The 18,076-nt window shown below is 64.1% G+C and carries 15 protein-coding genes; 6 read left to right on the plus strand and 9 right to left on the minus strand.

Translation table 11 applies throughout. From position 1 onward, the window contains the following. The first annotated feature begins 155 nt into the window (after positions 1-155). The gene (locus tag F9929_RS07170) at positions 156-1,187 is read left to right on the plus strand and encodes a GlxA family transcriptional regulator (protein WP_152046181.1); all 1,032 of its coding nucleotides are present in this window, start codon (positions 156-158) and stop codon (positions 1,185-1,187) included. A 9-nt stretch (positions 1,188-1,196) separates the two neighbouring features. Here F9929_RS07170 and F9929_RS07175 read toward each other — a convergent pair whose 3' ends face one another. From F9929_RS07175 to F9929_RS07185, 3 genes are all read right to left on the minus strand, one after another. After that, complete coding sequence (locus tag F9929_RS07175) at positions 1,197-2,636, minus strand: hypothetical protein (RefSeq protein ID WP_152045879.1); 1,440 nt, start codon at positions 2,634-2,636, stop codon at positions 1,197-1,199. 99 nt (positions 2,637-2,735) lie between these two features. Next, complete coding sequence (locus F9929_RS07180) at positions 2,736-3,602, minus strand: DUF1194 domain-containing protein (protein ID WP_152045880.1); 867 nt, start codon at positions 3,600-3,602, stop codon at positions 2,736-2,738. A 93-nt stretch (positions 3,603-3,695) separates the two neighbouring features. Next, positions 3,696-6,209 (minus strand): GcvT family protein, encoded by a 2,514-nt coding sequence (locus F9929_RS07185; protein WP_152045881.1) that lies wholly within the window; start codon positions 6,207-6,209, stop codon positions 3,696-3,698. Between the two features lie 195 nt (positions 6,210-6,404). Between F9929_RS07185 and F9929_RS07190 the strand changes: the two genes are divergently transcribed. Beyond that, complete coding sequence (locus tag F9929_RS07190; RefSeq protein ID WP_152045882.1) at positions 6,405-8,138, plus strand: hypothetical protein; 1,734 nt, start codon at positions 6,405-6,407, stop codon at positions 8,136-8,138. A 58-nt stretch (positions 8,139-8,196) separates the two neighbouring features. Here F9929_RS07190 and F9929_RS07195 read toward each other — a convergent pair whose 3' ends face one another. From F9929_RS07195 to F9929_RS07215, 5 genes are all read right to left on the minus strand, one after another. Then, positions 8,197-9,654, minus strand: a complete 1,458-nt coding sequence (locus F9929_RS07195; protein WP_152045883.1) for an aspartate aminotransferase family protein — start codon at positions 9,652-9,654, stop codon at positions 8,197-8,199. 11 nt (positions 9,655-9,665) lie between these two features. Next, a complete protein-coding gene (locus F9929_RS07200; protein ID WP_152045884.1) occupies positions 9,666-10,676 on the minus strand; it encodes an NAD-dependent epimerase/dehydratase family protein in 1,011 nt (336 codons plus the stop codon). Continuing rightward, positions 10,673-11,110 carry an EamA family transporter gene (locus F9929_RS07205; RefSeq protein WP_152045885.1) on the minus strand — a complete coding sequence of 146 codons (438 nt, stop codon included), beginning with the start codon at positions 11,108-11,110 and terminating at the stop codon, positions 10,673-10,675. The genes F9929_RS07200 and F9929_RS07205 overlap by 4 nt, the downstream gene beginning before the upstream one ends. Before the next feature lie 95 nt (positions 11,111-11,205). Then, a complete protein-coding gene (locus F9929_RS07210; protein ID WP_152045886.1) occupies positions 11,206-12,573 on the minus strand; it encodes an FAD-binding oxidoreductase in 1,368 nt (455 codons plus the stop codon). Further along, positions 12,566-14,008 carry a UbiA family prenyltransferase gene (locus F9929_RS07215; protein ID WP_152045887.1) on the minus strand — a complete coding sequence of 481 codons (1,443 nt, stop codon included), beginning with the start codon at positions 14,006-14,008 and terminating at the stop codon, positions 12,566-12,568. The genes F9929_RS07210 and F9929_RS07215 overlap by 8 nt, the downstream gene beginning before the upstream one ends. A 250-nt stretch (positions 14,009-14,258) precedes the next feature. Between F9929_RS07215 and F9929_RS07220 the strand changes: the two genes are divergently transcribed. Together F9929_RS07220 and F9929_RS07225 are read left to right on the plus strand one after the other, a co-directional pair. Next, entirely contained in the window at positions 14,259-14,672 is a 414-nt protein-coding gene (locus F9929_RS07220) for a DUF4174 domain-containing protein (RefSeq protein ID WP_193227645.1), read from the plus strand. Positions 14,673-14,749: 77 nt separating this feature from the next. Then, positions 14,750-15,769 (plus strand): Gfo/Idh/MocA family protein, encoded by a 1,020-nt coding sequence (locus F9929_RS07225; RefSeq protein ID WP_152045889.1) that lies wholly within the window; start codon positions 14,750-14,752, stop codon positions 15,767-15,769. Here the strand turns inward: F9929_RS07225 and F9929_RS07230 are convergent. Further along, the gene (locus F9929_RS07230) at positions 15,755-16,912 is read right to left on the minus strand and encodes a Gfo/Idh/MocA family protein (RefSeq protein ID WP_152045890.1); all 1,158 of its coding nucleotides are present in this window, start codon (positions 16,910-16,912) and stop codon (positions 15,755-15,757) included. The genes F9929_RS07225 and F9929_RS07230 overlap by 15 nt on opposite strands. A gap of 456 nt (positions 16,913-17,368) precedes the next feature. Here F9929_RS07230 and F9929_RS07235 point away from each other — a divergent pair, with 456 nt between their 5' ends. Next, a complete protein-coding gene (locus F9929_RS07235; protein ID WP_152045891.1) occupies positions 17,369-17,581 on the plus strand; it encodes a cold-shock protein in 213 nt (70 codons plus the stop codon). Positions 17,582-17,676: 95 nt separating this feature from the next. Beyond that, positions 17,677-17,910, plus strand: coding sequence for a 30S ribosomal protein S21 (gene rpsU, locus F9929_RS07240; RefSeq protein WP_152045892.1), 234 nt, complete (start codon positions 17,677-17,679; stop codon positions 17,908-17,910). The last annotated feature ends 166 nt before the right edge of the window (positions 17,911-18,076 follow it).

An 18,076-nucleotide genomic window follows, 5' to 3' on the forward strand; every position in this document is an offset into this window, starting at 1 on the left:
GTTCGCGCTATCAACCGACGCCATCGCGGTTCGTGCGCCGACAGGAAGTCGCAGCCGCTTGTTGAATCGTTCCGAATCCGCTTCATAAACGCTTGAAAGAAATGATTGCGCGGCTCATCCTCGGCATGGTCGGGAAACTGGAAATGGCGGAAGCGATGCTGCATGATCCTTCACGCCCCAGCGGAGGGCCGTTTCGCGAATTGAAGCGGACGATCGCCTTTCTTCTCACCCCCAACTTTTCCATGATCGCCTTCGCGACGGCGATCGAGCCGCTGCGCATCGCCAACCGAATGCTCGGCTTCGAAGCCTATCGCTGGCGACTGGTTTCACCGAGCGGGGCGCCGGTGAAGGCATCCAACGGATGCGAGATCGGCGTCGGGAGTTCGGTGGAAGGCGAGCGCCGCGCCCTTGCCGGCGACAAACGGCCGTCCATGGTATTCGTGTGTTCGGGCGTCTTCGTCGAAGAGTTTTCGGACAAGCACAGCTTCTCCTATCTGCGCGAGGCGCATCAGCGCGGCATCAGCGTGGGCGGCCTTTGCACGGGCGCGTGGATACTCGCGCGGGCCGGCCTCCTGGCGGATCGTCGCTGCGCGATCCATTGGGAGAATCTGCCGGGCTTTTCGGAGGCCTTCCCGCGCGCCGACGTGCGCGCCGACCTCTACGAGATCGACCACAACCTCTTCACCTGCGCCGGGGGAACGGCGTCCCTCGACATGATGCTGGCGCTGATCGGCGACGATTTCGGCGAGGACATCGTCAACCGGGTTTGCGAGCAGGCGCTGATGGATCGGGTCCGCTCGTCCAGCGACCGTCAAAGGCTACCGCTTCGCGCGCGGCTCGGCGTCCAGCACGCAAAGGTGCTCGCCATCATCGAGATCATGGAGGCCAACCTTCACGAGCCTTTGTCGCTCGTGGACATCTCCAAGAGCGTGTCGCTGTCGCGCCGGCAGGTGGAGCGCCTGTTCGACAAGGAGATGGGTCGCTCGCCGGCCCGATACTACCTGGAAATCCGGTTGGACAGGGCGCGGCAGCTTCTTCTGCAATCCGCCCTGCCGATCGTCGAGATCGCCGTTGCGGCCGGCTTCGTGTCCGCGTCGCATTTCTCCAAATGCTATCGCGAACTCTACGGCCGCTCGCCGCAGCAGGAGCGCGCTTTGCGCGTCGCGGCCACCGCCAACGCCGCCTAGCCGCCCTTCTCAGGCCACCGGCGGCACCGGAAGGAACCGCTCGATCGTCTGGCAGATGACCCAGTCCGGCTTCACCCGGTCGACATAGTCGAAGTCGATTTCCGGGCTCCACAGGAAGTGGAACTCGCGGAACCAGCGAGCCGCCCACCAGGAAAGGCCGATTGCGGTCGTTCCGCGCTCAAAGAAGGAATTGGCGAAGGCGACGACGCGCAGCGGCAGCTTGGCCGAGTCGTTGCGCCAGATGAAGCGCGATCCGAGATGCGCGTTGTTCGGCGGCCGGTAGCCCTCGACCTCCACCAAACCCGCTTCCAAGTCGGCGAAGTGCCGGGGCTTCGGCAGGGCCACGAACTCCCACATGGACGCGCCCGGATACGCGCCGCCGAGGTCGCCGACGCGCAGCATCCTGCTCGACAGGTCGATCTCGATGCTTTCCGGATGACCGAGCTTGCCGAGGATCATCTCGAAGACGGCCTTCGTGCCCGAAACGGACATATGCGTGTCGACCTTCATGAAGAAGCCGGTTCGCTCCGGCCCGTCCCGCAGGCCCCTGCGACAGTCGAGATAATGTTTGGCAAGTTCCGGGCTCTCCCCGATCCGCGCCTCGACGTCGGCCAGGATCGTCGTCGGGTGGCGAAGCGGCACCGGATAAAGCTCCGGCAGAACGGAGGATTTTTCCGGCACGATGATCTGCAGATAGCCGATGTCGCGCGTGGCCAGCGCTCCGCGTCTCGCTTCGAAAGATGCGACCCAGGCGGCCGCCTTTTCCCCGACGATCGGGTCCGCCGGGTCCTGTTCGTATTGCGACTTCAGATCGTTCGAGCCTCGATAAACGAAGAGATACCCGTCGCGCCCGACGATGGAAATCTCGTTCGCCGAACGAAGGCCCGGACGAACGCCCACCATGGAAATCTCGTTCACCGGCGCGGTCGGCACCATCAGTTCGTCGCTCGGCGTCGAGATATAGGGCAGCACATCGGCGATGCGGCGGCGAAGCCCGTCGCCCGCTTCGTTCATGCATTGCCGTATCCGGCGGATGATCTCCTCGTCGGCCGGGGCGGCCGGTGCCGCCGGCACGGGTGCGGGTTTCGGCAGGCGGTCGAGAAGGCCGGAATAGAAGACGAGCTCGTTGCTTGCCGTTTCGTCTTCGAAGGCTTCGACGCGAACGAGGCCTGCGAGGATCGCTGCCGCTTCGATAGGCCGCGACAAACGAAGCGAGAAGCCATGGGGGCCGCCGAGGTCCTTGCGGAACTGATCCGCCGAGGCGATGCCGAGCACTTCGTTGCCCGACAAAACGCGGATGCGCAGCGCTCCACCGCCCTCGCCCGAGGCGTGCACGGCTTCGGACGTCGAGCCTCCCACTGCGCGAGCCCAACCCGAAAGCTGATCGGCCGGGCCGAAGCCGTCCACGACCCCTTCGAAGCGCGGCTTTCCGGCTGCATTCTCGGACATACGCTTCACCAACGCACCGGCCACATCTTGTTCGCCGGCATTATCGTTGCGGAAGCTCGCGCGAAACGGATGTGATCGGCTGCCGCCGGCTGACGAAGACTACTTGTTCCAGAAGTTCTCGCGCTGCTGCCACTGCTTCTCGCCCGCGAGGCAATCGGAAGTGGCTTCCTCGGCCACCTTCACGATCGGGAGAGCGCGATCCTTTGGATTCGGCCAGATGCCGGCGAGTTCCAGAACCAGCTTGCGGCGAATGGCCTGCGGGAACTGCTGCCAGTCGTTGACAGGCACCATGAAGGCGCCCGGCCCCCCGATCACGCAGTCCGCATAATAGCGGTCGAGATTCGGGATCGCACCCCAACTGGAATAACCGCCGTCATCGTCGGTGGTCATCAAAGGCAGGCCGTTGATGGTGATCCCTTCAGCCAGCGCCGCTTCGCGCGATTGGAGAACCGGACGCCCTTCGTTGTTCGGGCCGTCGCCGGAAATGTCGATCACCTTGCGCATGCCGGCAAAGCCGTTCTCCGCGAACATCGGTGCCACGAAGTCGATGACGCCGGAAATCGAGGTCCGTCTTTCGCGGTCCGGTTCTTCGGCCGTCAGCCGATAAGCGAAGGCATCGGCGCTTTCCTTGGAATCGATCAGCGTCCAGGGCACCACCACGGACTGGGTGAAGCGGCCCGCCCACTCGATGAAGGTGACGGCGACGCGGCCATGCACGCCCTTCATGATCGCTTGCTGGACTTCGGGATCGCGAAAGGCGGCGACGTAGCCGTTGCGCTGAATCTCCTGTTCGCCGCGATCCATCGACCAGGACACGTCGACGGCCAGAACCAGTTCGACATCCACGGGCTCGCCCGCTTCCGCAACGCTCCGCGGCGCACCGAGTCCGCGAGGAGCGCTATCGGCCGCCCACACATCGGCGGGGACGGCGGCAAGAAGAAAAGCGGCGACGTATGCCCGTTTCATAGGCCCGACCCCTTCCGATCAGCGGAAAGGGTCGCGCGCGGAAGGGGCGGCGCAAAGTCACATTGCCGTTACAAAATCGCCGGTCGCCACCGCCTATGCTCGCAGCACGTGATTTTCCGGGTCGAACGGGCTCTCGCCGATGACGGTCGCCTTGTAGGCCTTGCCGAGGATGGTGATGTCGAGGCCGGTACCTTCCGCAGCAAATTCCGGCTTCAGCATCGCGAGCGCCAGGCTCTTGCCGACGCGCCAGCCGTAACCGCCATTCGTCGCCCGGCCGACAAGGACGCCGTCCTTATGGATCGGCTCGGAGCCGCGTGCGTCGGCATCCTCGATGCCATGCAGTTCGAGCGTCGCGAACTTCCAGCGATAGCCTTCGTCACGGCAGGCGACCACCGCGTCGCGGCCGATGAACGCGCCCTTGTCCGGATGGACGAAGCGCTCCAACCCCGATTCCAAAGCGTTGTATTCGATGGAAAGCTCGCGCGGGATCTGGCGATAGCTTTTCTCCAACGCCATCGCGCCCATCGCCCGGATGCCGAAAGGCTTGATGCCGAACTCGGCGCCCGCCTCCATCAGGAGATCGTAGAGCGTGTTCTGCATCTCGATCGGGTGATGCAGTTCCCAGCCGAGTTCGCCGACGAAGTTGACCCGAAGCGCGTCGAGCCCGACCGGGCCGACGGATATGCGCTGGCCGGTGAGCCACGGGAACGCGGCGTTGGACAGATCGCTGCGCGTCAGAACTTTGAGGACATCGCGCGACTTCGGCCCGGCGAGCACGAGAACGCCGGTGGATTGCGTGATCGTCTTGAAACTGACGCTGTCGTCCTTCGGCAGGAGGCGGCGCATCGTGTCGTGGTCGATACTTTCCAGCGCGCCACCGGACACGAGGTAGAACTCCCCGTCCCGCCGCTCATAGAGCGTGAACTCGGCCTTCACCCCGCCCGTTTCGGTGAGAAGGTGGCAAAGCGCGATGCGACCGCGCTTCTTCGGAATGCGGTTGGCGAAGAGGCCGTCGAGCCAAGCGCGCGCGCCCGGCCCGGTGACGAGCGCCTTGGCGAAAGGCGTCATGTCGAGAAGGCCGACATTCTCCGTGACGTTCTTCACCTCCGCGCCGACATGCGGGAAGTAGTTGGAACGGCGGAAGCTCCAGCGCTCGCGGATGCGCCCCGTGTGGTCGGCCGGCGGATGGTTCTCGGCCAGAAGCACGTCGGCTCCGACATCGAGTTCTGCGGCGGGCACCTCGTAGCCTTCCGGCGCGAACCAGTTGGCCCGCTCCCACCCGTAGACCGAGCCGAACACGCCGCCGAGTTGCTTCTGACGCTCATAGGAAGGCGACGTCTTCAGCGGCCGCCCGGCAACGCGCTCCTCGTCCGGGTAGTGCATGGTGAAGACGTTGGCATAGGCTTCTTCGTTCTTCACCTTCAGCCAGCCCTCGCTGGCATAGGGCCCGAAGCGGCGCGGATCGACGCCCACCATGTCCACGGTCGGCGCGCCGTCCACCATCCATTCGGCAAGCTGCCAGCCCGCGCCGCCGGCCGCCGTGATGCCGAAGGAATGTCCCTCGTTCAGCCAGAAATTTTCGAGGCCCAGCGCCGGCCCGACGATGGGCGAGCCGTCCGGCGTATAGGCGATCGCGCCGTTATAGACCTTCTTGATCCCGACTTCGCCGAAGGCCGGCACTCGCGCGATGGCCGTCTCGATATGCGGCATCAGCCGTTCGAGGTCTTCCTGGAAGAGTTCGTATTCGGAATTTGGGTCGGGGCCGTCGACGTAGCAGACCGGCGCGCCCTTCTCGTAGGGGCCGAGAATGAGGCCGCCGGCCTCCTCGCGCATGTACCAGGCCGAGTCGCTTTCGCGCAGGACGCCCATTTCGGGCAGGCCCTGCCGGCGACGCTCCATGATCGCCGGATGCGGTTCGGTGACGATGTACTGGTGCTCGACCGGGATCACGGGAACGTCGAGACCGACCATCGCGCCGGTCCGCCTCGCGAAGTTGCCGGTGGCGGACACGATGTGCTCGCATTCGATCTCGCCGGCATCGGTGACGACCTTCCAGTTGCCGGAACTCAGCTTCTCGATCGCCGTCACCACCGTGTTGCGGTGGATCTTCGCGCCGCGATCCCGCGCGCCCTTGGCCAAGGCCTGCGTCAAGTCGGCTGGCTGGATATAGCCATCCTCAGGGTGCTGAAGCGCTCCCAGCACGCCGTCCGTTTCACAGAGCGGCCAGACTTCCTTCAGCTCTTCGGGGGTGAGGAACCGGACGGGAACGCCGATCGTCTCGGCGATGCCCGCGTAATACCGGTACTCGTCCATCCGGTCCTTCGTGCGGGCGAGCCGGATGTTGGTGACGTTGGAGAAGCCGACATTCATGCCGGTCTCGGCCTGCAGTTCCTTGTAGAACCGCACCGAATATTTATGGAGCTGGCCGACCGAGTAGCTGAGGTTGAAGAGCGGCAGGAGACCCGCCGCGTGCCAGGTCGAGCCGGAGGTGAGTTCCTTGCGCTCGATCAGGACGGAGTCGGTCCAGCCCTTGCGGGCGAGGTGATAAAGCGTGGACACGCCAACCACCCCGCCTCCGATCACGACGGCACGAGCAAAGCTTTGCATTCGGCAACTCCAAGGCGACGCCGCCTTCGGCGTCAGCGGGACGATAATGCACAGCGCGGGTCGTCGAACGTGCTTTTTGCGACATGCGCCGGTTCACGTCCGGCTCCGCCGGACTTCACCCTGCTTCGCGTAGCATGGTGAAGCCTTCCTTAACGTGATCGGAGGATACTGCGCCGATCCTGCAAGGCCGGTCAGATGAGCCATACGATCGAAAGCACGAAGCGCAGCGCGGTTCTTTCAACGGACTTCGCGCTCTCACCCCTCGGCGTCCTGTTTGCGACGCTCGCCATGCTCGCCGCGCTTTCGCTGGTCGGATGGCGGCTGCCGATCGGGCCGATGTACTGGGACCTGATGGTCTATATCGACGGCGGCCAGCGGGTTCTGGACGGCCAGATCCCGAATGTCGACTTCGTCCCTCCGGTCGGCGCTCTCGGCTACTGGCTGTTCGGCGCGGCGACGGCGCTTTTCCCCAAGGCTCATCCGCTGCTCCTCGCCGATTGGAGCCTTCTTGCCGTCACCGCGCCGCCGATGGCGCTCGTGATCGGCGAGGTCGATCGTCGCTCCCGCCCCCTCGCCTTCGCACTTCTCGTGCCGTTCCTCGTTTTCTCGATCCTGCCCTTCAACGCGGAGTTCTTCTACTCCTATCCAGGTGTGGACGGCTTCGGCATCTACAACCGCAACTGCGCGCGCATCCTTTACGTGCTCTGCGCGGCGCTCGTCTTCTGCCGGAACCAGACCCGCCTCGGCGCGGTGATCAGCGCGACCATGCTGGCGCTGTTCCTCACCAAGATCACGGGCTTTCTGGCGGGCGGCATCATCTGCGCGCAGGCGCTTCTCGCCGGCCGCGTGCGCCTGCGGGCTCTTGTTCTATCCGTCGGATTTTGTGTGCTCGTCCTCGGCGCGCTTCAGCTTTGGCTGGGGATGGTCGGGGCATACCTCAAGGACATCGCGACGCTGGTGACGATGAACGAAGGCGGCATCGGCGGGCGCTTCATGCAATCGGCCTCGATTCATCTCGATGCCCTCGCACCATCAGTGCTTCTGGTCGCGACACTGATCGTGCTGGGCGCGGGTGCGCTTCGACAGGACGGGTTGGCGCTGCTGCGTCGCCCGAGCCCTTCCCATGTCGCACGCTTTGCCGAACGGGACGCCTTCGCGATCGGCGCGACGATCCTGGCGGCCGTGTTCTTCGAAGCGCAGAACACCGGCAGTCAGGCCTTCATCTTCCTTTGGCCCGCCCTCCTCGCGCTCCTGACCCGCCTGCCCGACCGCAGCCGCGCGGGCCGAATCGCGGTCGTCACCCTCCTCGCGGCCTCGACATTGCCGACGCTCGTCAATGTTTCATCGCGCGCCGGCCGCGCCTTTGTCGGGCAATTTCGCTACGAATCGCTGGCAAGCAACAACCTCGGACCGCTCGGTCTCGTCAGCCAGCGACCGGAGGTTCTGAAGCACGCCGCCTTGAAAAGGCAGGCCTATGCCCGCTTCCCCGAGCCCTACCTCTTCCTGCAAAACCATGGGGAGTTGCCGAGCTTCACGCTTTACGTCGAGCCGGACTTCCAGCTCGCTTATCTGGCCGAGATCGACGCGGCGGTGGACGCCGTTCGGCTCTTGGAAATGGCGGAGGGCGTGCGTTTCGAGACGGTGATGAACCTGAGCTTCGTCAACCCGTTTCCCCGGCTCCTCGAACGGCACGCGACGAAGCATATCTCGATCGGCGCCGATCCGACGCGCACGGTTCCCGCCCCGGACGGGAAAACGGCGCAAGCGGTTCGCGCGACCGATCTCGTGCTTTATCCCAAATGCCCTCCGACGACGGCCAATCTCGACCTCTACAACCTCTACCTCCCGTTCCTTGGCGATCATCGCCGCCTCGCGCTGACGCCCTGTTGGGATGCCTTCATGCGCAACGGCCTGTTCACGGCTCCTTGAAACGCCGAAGGGCCGGACTCGCCGTCCGGCCCTTCAAACCCTTCGGTGAAAGCGATGCTCAGCCGATCTGGGTCTTGATGAAGTCCTTCACGATCCCGACGATGCCACGCCCCAGAAGATCGTCTAGCGCGTCGCAGAACGTATCGACATGCTCTTCCGTGCAGATCAGCGGCGGCTCCAGCCGGATCACGTTGCGATTGTATTCGGTGAAGGCGACGAGGCAGTCGTAATCGCGCAGCATGAGCGCACCGACGAAGCCTGACAGCGAGCCCTTCAGCTTGTCGTCTAGGAGCGCCACCATCGGACGCAGCGCCAGCGGCAGCGTGCGCGAGAAGTCGTGGAACTCGAGACCCACCATCAGGCCGCGCCCGCGCACTTCCTTGATGATCTGCGGATACTTCGCCTTCAGGTCGTTCAACCGCTCGATCAGATAGGAGCCGACGATCTCGGAATTGCCGATCAGGTCCTCGTCGTAGAGCGTGTTCAAGGCTTCGATGGCGGTGATGGAGGCCTCGCCGATGCCGCCGAAAGTGGCGTGGGCGTGGATCATCGCCGTCTTCGGCGTGCCATAGGCCTTCATGTAGACCTCGCGCCGGGCGATCATGGCGCCGATCGCCGCCTTGCCGCCGCCAAGCGATTTGGCGAGCGCCGTCACATCCGGCACGACGCCGTGGCGCTCGAAGGCGTAGAAGGTGCCCGTCCGGCCATAGCCGCACTGCACTTCGTCGGCGACCCACAGCACTTTGTGCTTGTCGCAGAGCGCGCGAACGCCACGCCAGTAATCGGTGGAAGCCTCGACGATGCCGCCGCCGCCCTGCACCGTTTCCAGAACAACGACGCCGATTTCGGGATCGCTTTCCACGCAGCGCGTCAACGCCTCGAGATCGCCGAAGGGAACCTTGTAGCGGTTCTCGACCAGCTTGAACTCGCCCTGATAAAGGGTTGAATCGGTGATCGAAAGAACGCCTTTCGTCTTGCCGTGGAAGGAATTCTCGGCATGGACGATCTTGCAGTTCTTTCGGCCGGATGCGCGCTCGGCCACCTTGATCGCGGCCTCCATGGCTTCCGAGCCGGAGGAGCCGAGAAACACCATGTCGAGATCGCCGGGGCTGATCGTCGCCAGATTCTTGGCAAGCGCCGCCGCGTATTGCGACAGGAAGGCGATGGCGATCTCGTGCCGGTTCTCGTCCTGGAAAGTCTTGCGCGCCTTCAGGATGCGCGGATGGTTGTGGCCGAAGGCGAGCGAGCCGAAGCCGCCGAAGAAATCGAGAATCCTGCGGCCGTTCTGGTCGACATAGTACATGCCCTCGGCGCGCTCGACCTTCACCTTATGGAAGCCGAGGAGCTTCATGAAGTGGAACTGGCCGGGATTGACGTGTTCCTTGAAGAGGTCCGCCATGGTGCGCAGATCGAGCGCCTTGGCGTCCTCTACGGTCAGAAGCGCGGGCTTGGGCGGGCCATGGCGAAACGGCGCTTCAGCGACGGCGTGCGGCGGGGCAATGGGACGATCGAGCATGACGGAACTCCTTACTCGGCCGGAACGGTGACGGAGGGGGCGCCGACGCCTCCCGCCTTCTTGGCGCGATATTCGGCATAGGCCGCGATCAGCATGTCCTCGTCGCGATGTCGCGGCACCCAACCGAGTTCGCGCCGACCCTTGCCGACATCGAGAACGCACTCCTCGTCGGCGATCAGATACTGCTCGGGGTCCATGAGCGGCATGTTGAGGAAGTCGAGGAAATCGAGCGTACGCTTTACGGCCCAGCCCGGCGTCGGCAGAAGGATCGAGCGCGATCCGGCGTGCCGGACGAGGTCGCCGAGGAGCTTCTTCACGGGCGGCGGGTTCAGCGAGCCGAGATTATAGGCCTCGTTCGGCACGCCCGCCTTCCAAGCCAGCCGCGCGGCTTCGGCGCAGTCGAAGACGGAAATGAACTGATAGGGATTGCGGCCCGAACCGATCATCGGAACGGGAAGGTTCGCGTCGATCAGCTTGAACAACTTTTCAAGGATGCCGAGCCGGCCGGGGCCGATGATGAGCCGGGGGCGGAACAGCGAGATCCGCATCCCACGCTCGCGCCAGCGATGGGCGAGTTCCTCCGTTTCCAGTTTCGACATGCCGTATTCGCCGAGCGGCGCGACGGGATGGTCCTCCGTCATCGGTGTCGTCACCGTATGGCCGTAGATCATGTCCGTGGTGAAATGGACGAGCTTGCCCGCGCCCGCCCGGTCCATGGCGGCGATGATGTGCTTCGTGCCCTCGTAGTTCACGGGATAGAAGAAGTCGTGCCGCTTGGCGCGCACCTGAAGCGGCGACAGCATCTTGGCCGACAGGTTATACACCATGTCGTCCGGTGCGATCGGCACGCCGCCAACCGCTTCGGCATCCGTCACGTCGACATGTCGATGCGCGACGCGGCCGTAATGGGGCAGATCGGACTTTGCGATATCGGCGACGAGAACCTCTTCGCCGTCCGCCGCGAGCTTGGCCGCGAGATGCCGGCCAACGAAGCCGTCGCCGCCGAAAAGGATATGCTTCATCGGGTCACCTCGGTCACATGAGTCTGGGAAGCGGCCAATTCGGTGCCGTGCTCGCTGATCTTCGATCCGCCCCCGGCGATGAACACGGTGCCGAGGCAGATCAGCGCGATGCCGGCGATCCGCGAGGCGTTCATGTCCTCACCGAAGAGAAAGAAGGTCGCGACGGCCACGACGACATAGGCCAGCGAAAGAAAGGGATAGGCGTAGGAAAGCTCGACCTTCGACAAAACGAAGAGATGCGAGGCCATGGAGATGACGAAGGTCAGGAGGCCGAGAAATACGAACGGGCTGAAGACGATCGACAGGATTTTCAGGATCGGGTTGGCGCCCGTGAAACTGATCGGCGAAAGCTGCATCATCCCGTGCTTCAGCATGAGCTGGGCGGCGGCATTGGTCAGCACGGTGAAAAGAATGAAGGGTATGTATTTCGTCATGCTCGTGTCGATCCCATTCGGAAGGGCAGCGATGCTGTTCTCTGAGGTAGCGGGTCGCGGTGGCTGCGAGGTTAAAGGGCGGCTTCGAAGCGGCTCTATTCGGCGGCAGATCGAAAGAGGGTAAACGCTTCTGGTTGTGCGTCGTCCCTCTCCGGCTTCTCCGAGCCCGGAAGGCGTATCGCGGTTCGCCGCCAGAAATCGGACATGATCGCCGGATCGCGCAGGGCCTCCAGCCGTCGCCATTGCGGAAAGGACGCCGCGAAGGTTTCGGGCGACATGCGGGCGTCCTTGTAGGGATTCACCCTGCCGCCGGCCGAAACGGTGATCGCGTCGAGCGCAGTCAGAAGCCGAAGGGTGCGCTCTCCGCGATCGGGAAAATCGAGCGTCAGCGTGTAACCGGCTGTCGGGAAGCTCATGAGGCCGGGGCTCGGCGGATCGCCGAAGCGCTTCAGAACGGTCAGGAACGAGCCCTGACGGTGCGAGGATGCGCAGGCGAGGAGTTCGCGCACCCCCTCTTCCGCGGTGCCGAACGGCAGGACGCTTTGATGCTGATGGAGGCCCCGCGGACCGTACAGCCGGTTCCATTCGCCGATCCGGTCGAGCGGGTAGAAGAAGGCGTCGAAAGGAACCTCGCTTATGGTGGTGCCGAGCGGGCTCTTGCGGAAATAGGCTTCGTTGAACAAACGTAGCGGCAGCCCGGCGAGCGGGCTGATCGGCGGTGTCAGCGGTATGCGCCCCAATGGCGGACGGGCGATGCCGTCGCGTGCTCCCTTCTCGGCGTGGTCGCCCGCGATCAGATGGCCGCGCCCCTTGGCGAAGGAGTCGATCCAGGCGACGGCATATTCGTGGGCCGCGTCGGCTTCCTCCGCCAGAGCGAAATAGTCGGCCAGTCGCTCGAACCGCGTCACGGTCTGGCGGATCGTCAGCGATGGCACGCGAAGGAGCCGAATGCGTGCACGCCGGATAGCGCCGGTGAGACCGAGCCCCCCGATCGTCGCGGCGAAAAGTTCGGAATGGTTCGCGTGATCGCATTCCAGCGGTTCGCGATCGGAACGGTGGAGAACGAGGCTTTCGACCCATCGCCCGAAGGTGCCGCGCCGGTGATGGTTCTTGCCGTGAACGTCGTTGGCGATGGCGCCGCCAAGCGTCACGAACTGCGTTCCGGGCGTCACGGGGAGGAACCAGCCGCTCGGGGCGACAAGACGCGTGATCCGATCGAGCGTCACGCCGGCATCGGCTTCCAGAATGCCGGTGGTCGGATCGAAGGCGTAGATCTCAGCTTCGCCGCGCATATCCAGAAGCAGCCCGCCGTCGTTCAGGCAGGTATCGCCGTAGGACCGGCCGTTGCCCCGCGGCAGCACCGTCGCTGTGCCAGCTTGCGCGAAGTCGAAACCGGACAGGCCGACGGCTTGGCGGTCCGATCGCGCCGGACGGCCCCAGCTTGGATAGCCGCGATCAGACATAGGCCGCGCCGACGAAAACCAGCGCGCCGGCCGCGATCATCATCTGCGAGCGCCAGTCGCGCAGCAGAAACACGACCGGGTCCTCGTGCATCTGGCTGCGACGCGCCAAGATCCAGATGCGCACCACGATGTAGAGAACCAGCGGGCACAGGAACCAGAGCAGCCAGGGCATCTCGTTCATCGCCCGCACCTGCGGCGAGTCGACGTAGAGCGCCAGCACCAGAACGGAGGCGAAGCCCGACGCCATGCCGGCCTGCCCGATCGTTTCGATGTCCGCCCCGAGATAACCCCGGCCGCTGATCTTGCCATCGGCCGGTGCACCGGAGTCCTGAAGTTCCGTGAAACGCTTCACCAGGGCCAGCGACAGAAAGAAGAAGCCCGAAAAGGCCATGAGCCAGAAGGAAAGCTCGATCTGCGTGGCGAGCCCGCCGGCAACCGCCCGGATCGTATAAAGGGCGGCCAGCGCCAAGACGTCGACGAAGAGCATCCGCTTCAGCCAGAAGGAATACAGCGTCGTCAACGCGAGATAAACGCCGAGGACGAGTTGAAATCCGGGTGACAGCGCCATCGCGATGCCGGCCGACAGAACAAGGAGCGCGAGCGCGAGCGCAAGCCCAGTCGGGATCGGCACCGCGCCGCTGGCGAAGGGGCGCTTGCGCTTGGTGCGATGGCGACGGTCGGAGGAAAGATCCAGAAGATCGTTGAGGATGTAGACCGCCGACGCCGCAAAGGAGAAGGCCGCGAAAGCCGCCATCGCGACGAGGATCGCGGACAGGTCGCCATATTCGTGCTGAAGCGCCAAGGGCACGAAAACCAAGACGTTCTTGGTCCATTGGTGGGGACGCATCGCCTTCAGGCAGCCGCGGGCGCGGTCGAGGATGTCGTCGCCCGGAACGAGATGCGCGCCGCTCGCCTTCTGCCAACGCCGTGCGCTGTTGTCGGGAGACACGACGGTCGCTTCCGCCGCCGCTTCCAGAAGGCAGATGTCCTCGCGGCTGTTGCCGATATAATCGAAGCCATGGACGTCGTTGGCGGCGATGATGCGTTCGAGCTTCGCCTTACTCGTCAGGTTCACCTCGTCGCAACTGGCCATGACGGCGTCGAAGACGCCCAGATGATCAGCGACGGCCTGCGCGAGCGTCTCGTTGGCGCCGGTGGCGAGCACCGTCCGCCGGCCCATGGCCTGCGCGTGGGCGAGTTCCCGCACCACTTCCTCGCGATAAGGCAGAAGAGCCGGATCGAACTCGACGCGGCGGGCAAGCTCCGCCTTCAGCTTCGCCTTTCCCTCAGCGGCCCACAGCGGAACGCGCCAAAGGCTTCCCGGGGCTTGGCGCGCCAGAAGAAACAGGGATTCCCACAACAGATCCGACTTGATCAGCGTGCCGTCCAGGTCGGCATAGATCGGTCGCTCTTTCTGCGGAAGGCGGACATCCATCGGAACTCTTCCTCCGGCTCGTTTGCTCACGCCGAAAAGGCCCGGCGCCGCGACGGAAGCTGGAGGAAATGCGTTTCACGAAGGTTGAAATCGGGCCGCGGCGCAGCTTCCCGTCGGCGGCTTGTCGGATCACGGTTATGCAGCCCTTACATTGATCCGAACAATTCGATGCGATCACGCGAACCGCACTCGCAACTACGCCGGATGGGGCCCGTTATCCGGGCAACGTATGCGCCGTGGAGGAACCGGCATGAAGCTTCTGCTCGCCACCGCCATCATTGCGGCCGTTTTCGCGGCCCCCGCTGCCGCGAATCCGTTCGACTCCTTGCGCTGGGAGAAGCGCCTGCTCTTGATCTTCGGGGAGACCGATGGTGCGCAAGAAGCCGAACAGCGCCGACTGCTGCCGGAAAAGGAACTCGCGGCGCGAGACCTTCTGGTGGTCACCATTCCCCGCGACGGGAAGCTGATGGTGCCCGGACAAGGCTCATTGGACGCGGCCGGTGCACGCAAAGCCTACGGCATTGCCGCCGATGCCGGCTTCGAAGTCCTTCTCGTCGGGAAGGATGGCGGGGTAAAGATGCGCGCGAAAGAGCCCATCCAGGCGAAAGAACTGTTCTCCACGGTCGACGCCATGCCGATGCGCCGGCAGGAAGCGCGGGGATGATCGCGGAACCGCTGTTGCCTGGCCAAGCGGCTTCGTCGACAAGCTGATGAACCGTCCCGCTCTCCGAAGGCCCCCGAATGGTCGATGACAGAACAGGTTGGGCGATCGCCGGCACCGGCAACATTGCCCGCCGCTTCGCCGAAGATCTGCGCCATTCGAAAAAAGGCCATGTCGTCGCCGTCGCTTCCGCCGACACTGAGCGAGGCCGACGCTTCGCCGCCGCCATCGGTCCGCAAGTGGCGCATGGCGATCTCGATAATATCCTGGCGCGTGCGGATGTGCAGGCGGTCTATGTCGCCGGGCGCAACGAACTGCACTGCGAACACGCCATGCGCTCTATCGCGGCGGGCAAGCCGGTTCTGGTGGAGAAGCCTTTCGCAACGTCCGCCGCTGAGGCGGAACGGATCACTGACGCCGCGCGCGGTGCCGGCATTCTAGCCATGGAAGCCATGTGGATGCGCTTCATCCCGGCGATCCGGGCGCTTCGCACGCGCGTCGAGAAAGGCGAAATCGGCGCAATCCGCCGCGTGGAGGCCGGCATCTCCTTCATCAACCCGAAACCTCTTGCGCCCGTCATCGCCGACCTCGGTGTCTACCCATTGTCTCTCGCCGTAAATCTTCTCGGCACGCCCGAATCGGTTTCGGCTTCCGCGACCGCAGACGGCCGACAGGTCGCGATCACCCTTCGCTACGAGAACGCGCTCGCGATCCTCAATTGCGGATTCGATGCCGAAGGCGGCAACAGCGCGACCGTCGTCGGCACGAAGGGCGTCCTTTCGACTGACGCGCCGCTTTTCGCCCCGTCCGCCCTCACCCTCCGCCCGACGAAAGCGATCCATGCGCCGATGACGGAGGGCAATCTCGCGCCGCATCCGCGCCTGCCTTGGCGCGATGCCGCTCGGTCGCTGGTCCGCCCGCTCCGCGTCGCCGTGCGACCGCTGCTTTATCGCGGCAACGGACTTCATTACGAAGCGGACCATTTCACCGACTGCCTGCGGGCCGGCCTTCGCGAAAGCCCGCTGATGCCGCTCACCGAAAGCGTCGAGGTGATGCGGATCGTCGAGCGGGTCGAGAGTCTCGTGTCACACCGAAGCTGAATGGGTGAAGGTCGAGCGCGGTCGATAGGGCATCGCGTAGTGATCGGCATTCTGGGCGACCAGCGACAACTCGGTGACGTGGAGCGAGAAGTCGGCGTCGATGAGCGGCGGCCTGCCATCTGAAATGGCCTCCGCCATTGCGCCAGGCCCCCGCATGAAGTCGATCCGCGAGGCGTAAGGTGGCGTTTCCGCCTTTTGCTTCGGCAAGGCGAGACGCCGCCCCATCCACTGCCGGAACGGCAGATGGCGCTCAGTGACGGCCAGCACCTTGCCGAGCTTTGGCAGACGGCTCGTGGCGTGACCGTGCTTATCGCGCAGGAAAACGGGAGAGCGGTTGTTCCAACCGTCGGAGATCGACAGGATACCTTCGTCGCCGATAACGTGCAGGGAACGATCAACGGGAGCTGCCAGCCCGCATGTCAGACGCGCCACCGCGCCGGAGCGAAATCGAAGGCAGGTAACGGAAAAATCGTTCGCCAGCTCACTCGGTGCCTGCCCGGTATTTTTCTCGTCGAACAAGCGGGCGGCGAAGGCCGTCATCTCTTCTACCGGACCGAAAAAACCGCAGAGCCACGTCAGATAATAGCCGGCATGTTCCAGCGTCGAGCCGGTGGCGAACTCGTCCTCCGCCGGCCAAGGCGCTCCCGAGCGGCTGCGCCATTTGCGGTGATCCTCGCGGAACACCATGGAGTCTTCCATCTCGGCATAGGCGAGGCGCACGCGGCCGATCGCGCCTTCGCCGATTGCCCGGCGCATCGCCATCGCGCTGTCGCCGAGAACCGTCGCGGGAGCGCTGGCGATCCGCAATCCGCGCTGCCGGGCGGTTGCTACCAAATCTTCCGCGTCGCCCAAATCCAGCGCGAGCGGCTTTTCCGACCACACGTGCTTGCCGGCTTCCAGCGCCGCCTTGCTGACGACGTAGTGACTGGCCGGATTGGTGAGGTTCAGAACCATGTCCAGATCGGGCACGGCCAGGAGTTCATCGAGGCTGGCGAAGCGAGGCACCCGATGAAACTCGCAAAAGACGCGCGCCCTTTCCTCGCTGCGGTCGAAAACGCCGACCAGAACGAGGTTCGCGTGGTTGACGAGCGTCGTCATGTAGTAGTCGGCGACGAACCCGCAGCCGACAATGGCGATCCGCATCCAGGCCTCCACGGACTCGAAGGCTTTTCCTTAGCGCGGCCGGGTTTCCAAAGCCCTTAAGAGCGCCTAACAAAGCCTCGCGGGGTCGGCTGGTCGGGTCTTTCCGCCGTCTGCTTCGTTGCCAATCCTCGCCGATGCCGCCGGCATCGACTGCGTTTGTCGCCTCGCAGAACGACGAAAATCCCTCGTCCATCCTCCGCCCGAAGGTATTATTAGGCACTCTAAAGCCGTGGCGAAACGGTGGGTTGAAGAATAAGCGGGTGGGAAAGTTTGGGCGCTTCGTCATCCCCCAAGATGGCGTGCGGGGACGCTTGGCAAAGCGGCCAAATTCGTTCATAAGGCCGCCTGCGCTTGCTGTGGCAAGGCTCGGCTATCGCGTTTCCCTGCACAGTCGACCGAATATCCGGTCCGAGTTTTCGGACCCTGAAGATTGCATGCTCTAGAAAGGACGTCCCCATGGCAACCGGAACCGTGAAGTGGTTCAATGCGCAGAAGGGCTATGGTTTCGTGACGCCCGATGGCGGCGGTGCCGACGTGTTCGTGCATATCACCGCTGTTCAGCGTGCCGGCCTCGATGGCCTCAACGACGGTCAGAAGATCGAGTACGAGCTCGTCACCGATCGCCGCAGCGGCAAGACCTCGGCCGGCAATCTCCAGATCCTCGGCTGACAGCAGACCTGAGCATAAAGGTAGCGCGACCATCCCCGGTCGCGACCTCCAACGACAACAAGCGGCCGAAAGCCGTCCATTCAAGGAAGAGATCATTGCAGGTCCTGGTTCGCGACAATAACGTCGAGCAGGCGCTTCGCGCTTTGAAGCGCAAGCTGCAGCGTGAAGGTGTGTTCCGTGAGATGCGGTCCCGGCAGGCTTACGAAAAGCCGTCCGAGCGTCGCGCCCGCGAGAAGCAGGAAGCCGTTCGCCGCGCCCGCAAGGCTGCACGCAAGCAGGCTCAGCGCGAAGGCCTAATCCCGCAGGCGAAGGCGAAGGCTCGCGGCTGATCTCAGCCGAGCTACAATCGATCATTCCAGAATGCGTTTCCGGGCGCCCGGTATCATCCGGCGTCCCCGTATTATCATGGCCCCGGATCGTTTCCTTCTGCCGGTCGGCGATTTCGCCAGACCGGTTTTCGGCGTTGGCCTCGGATAACTGATCCTTCGCCATTCG

It is taken from the genome of Aureimonas psammosilenae, from assembly GCF_009176975.1.
Lineage (GTDB): Bacteria > Pseudomonadota > Alphaproteobacteria > Rhizobiales > Rhizobiaceae > Plantimonas > Plantimonas psammosilenae.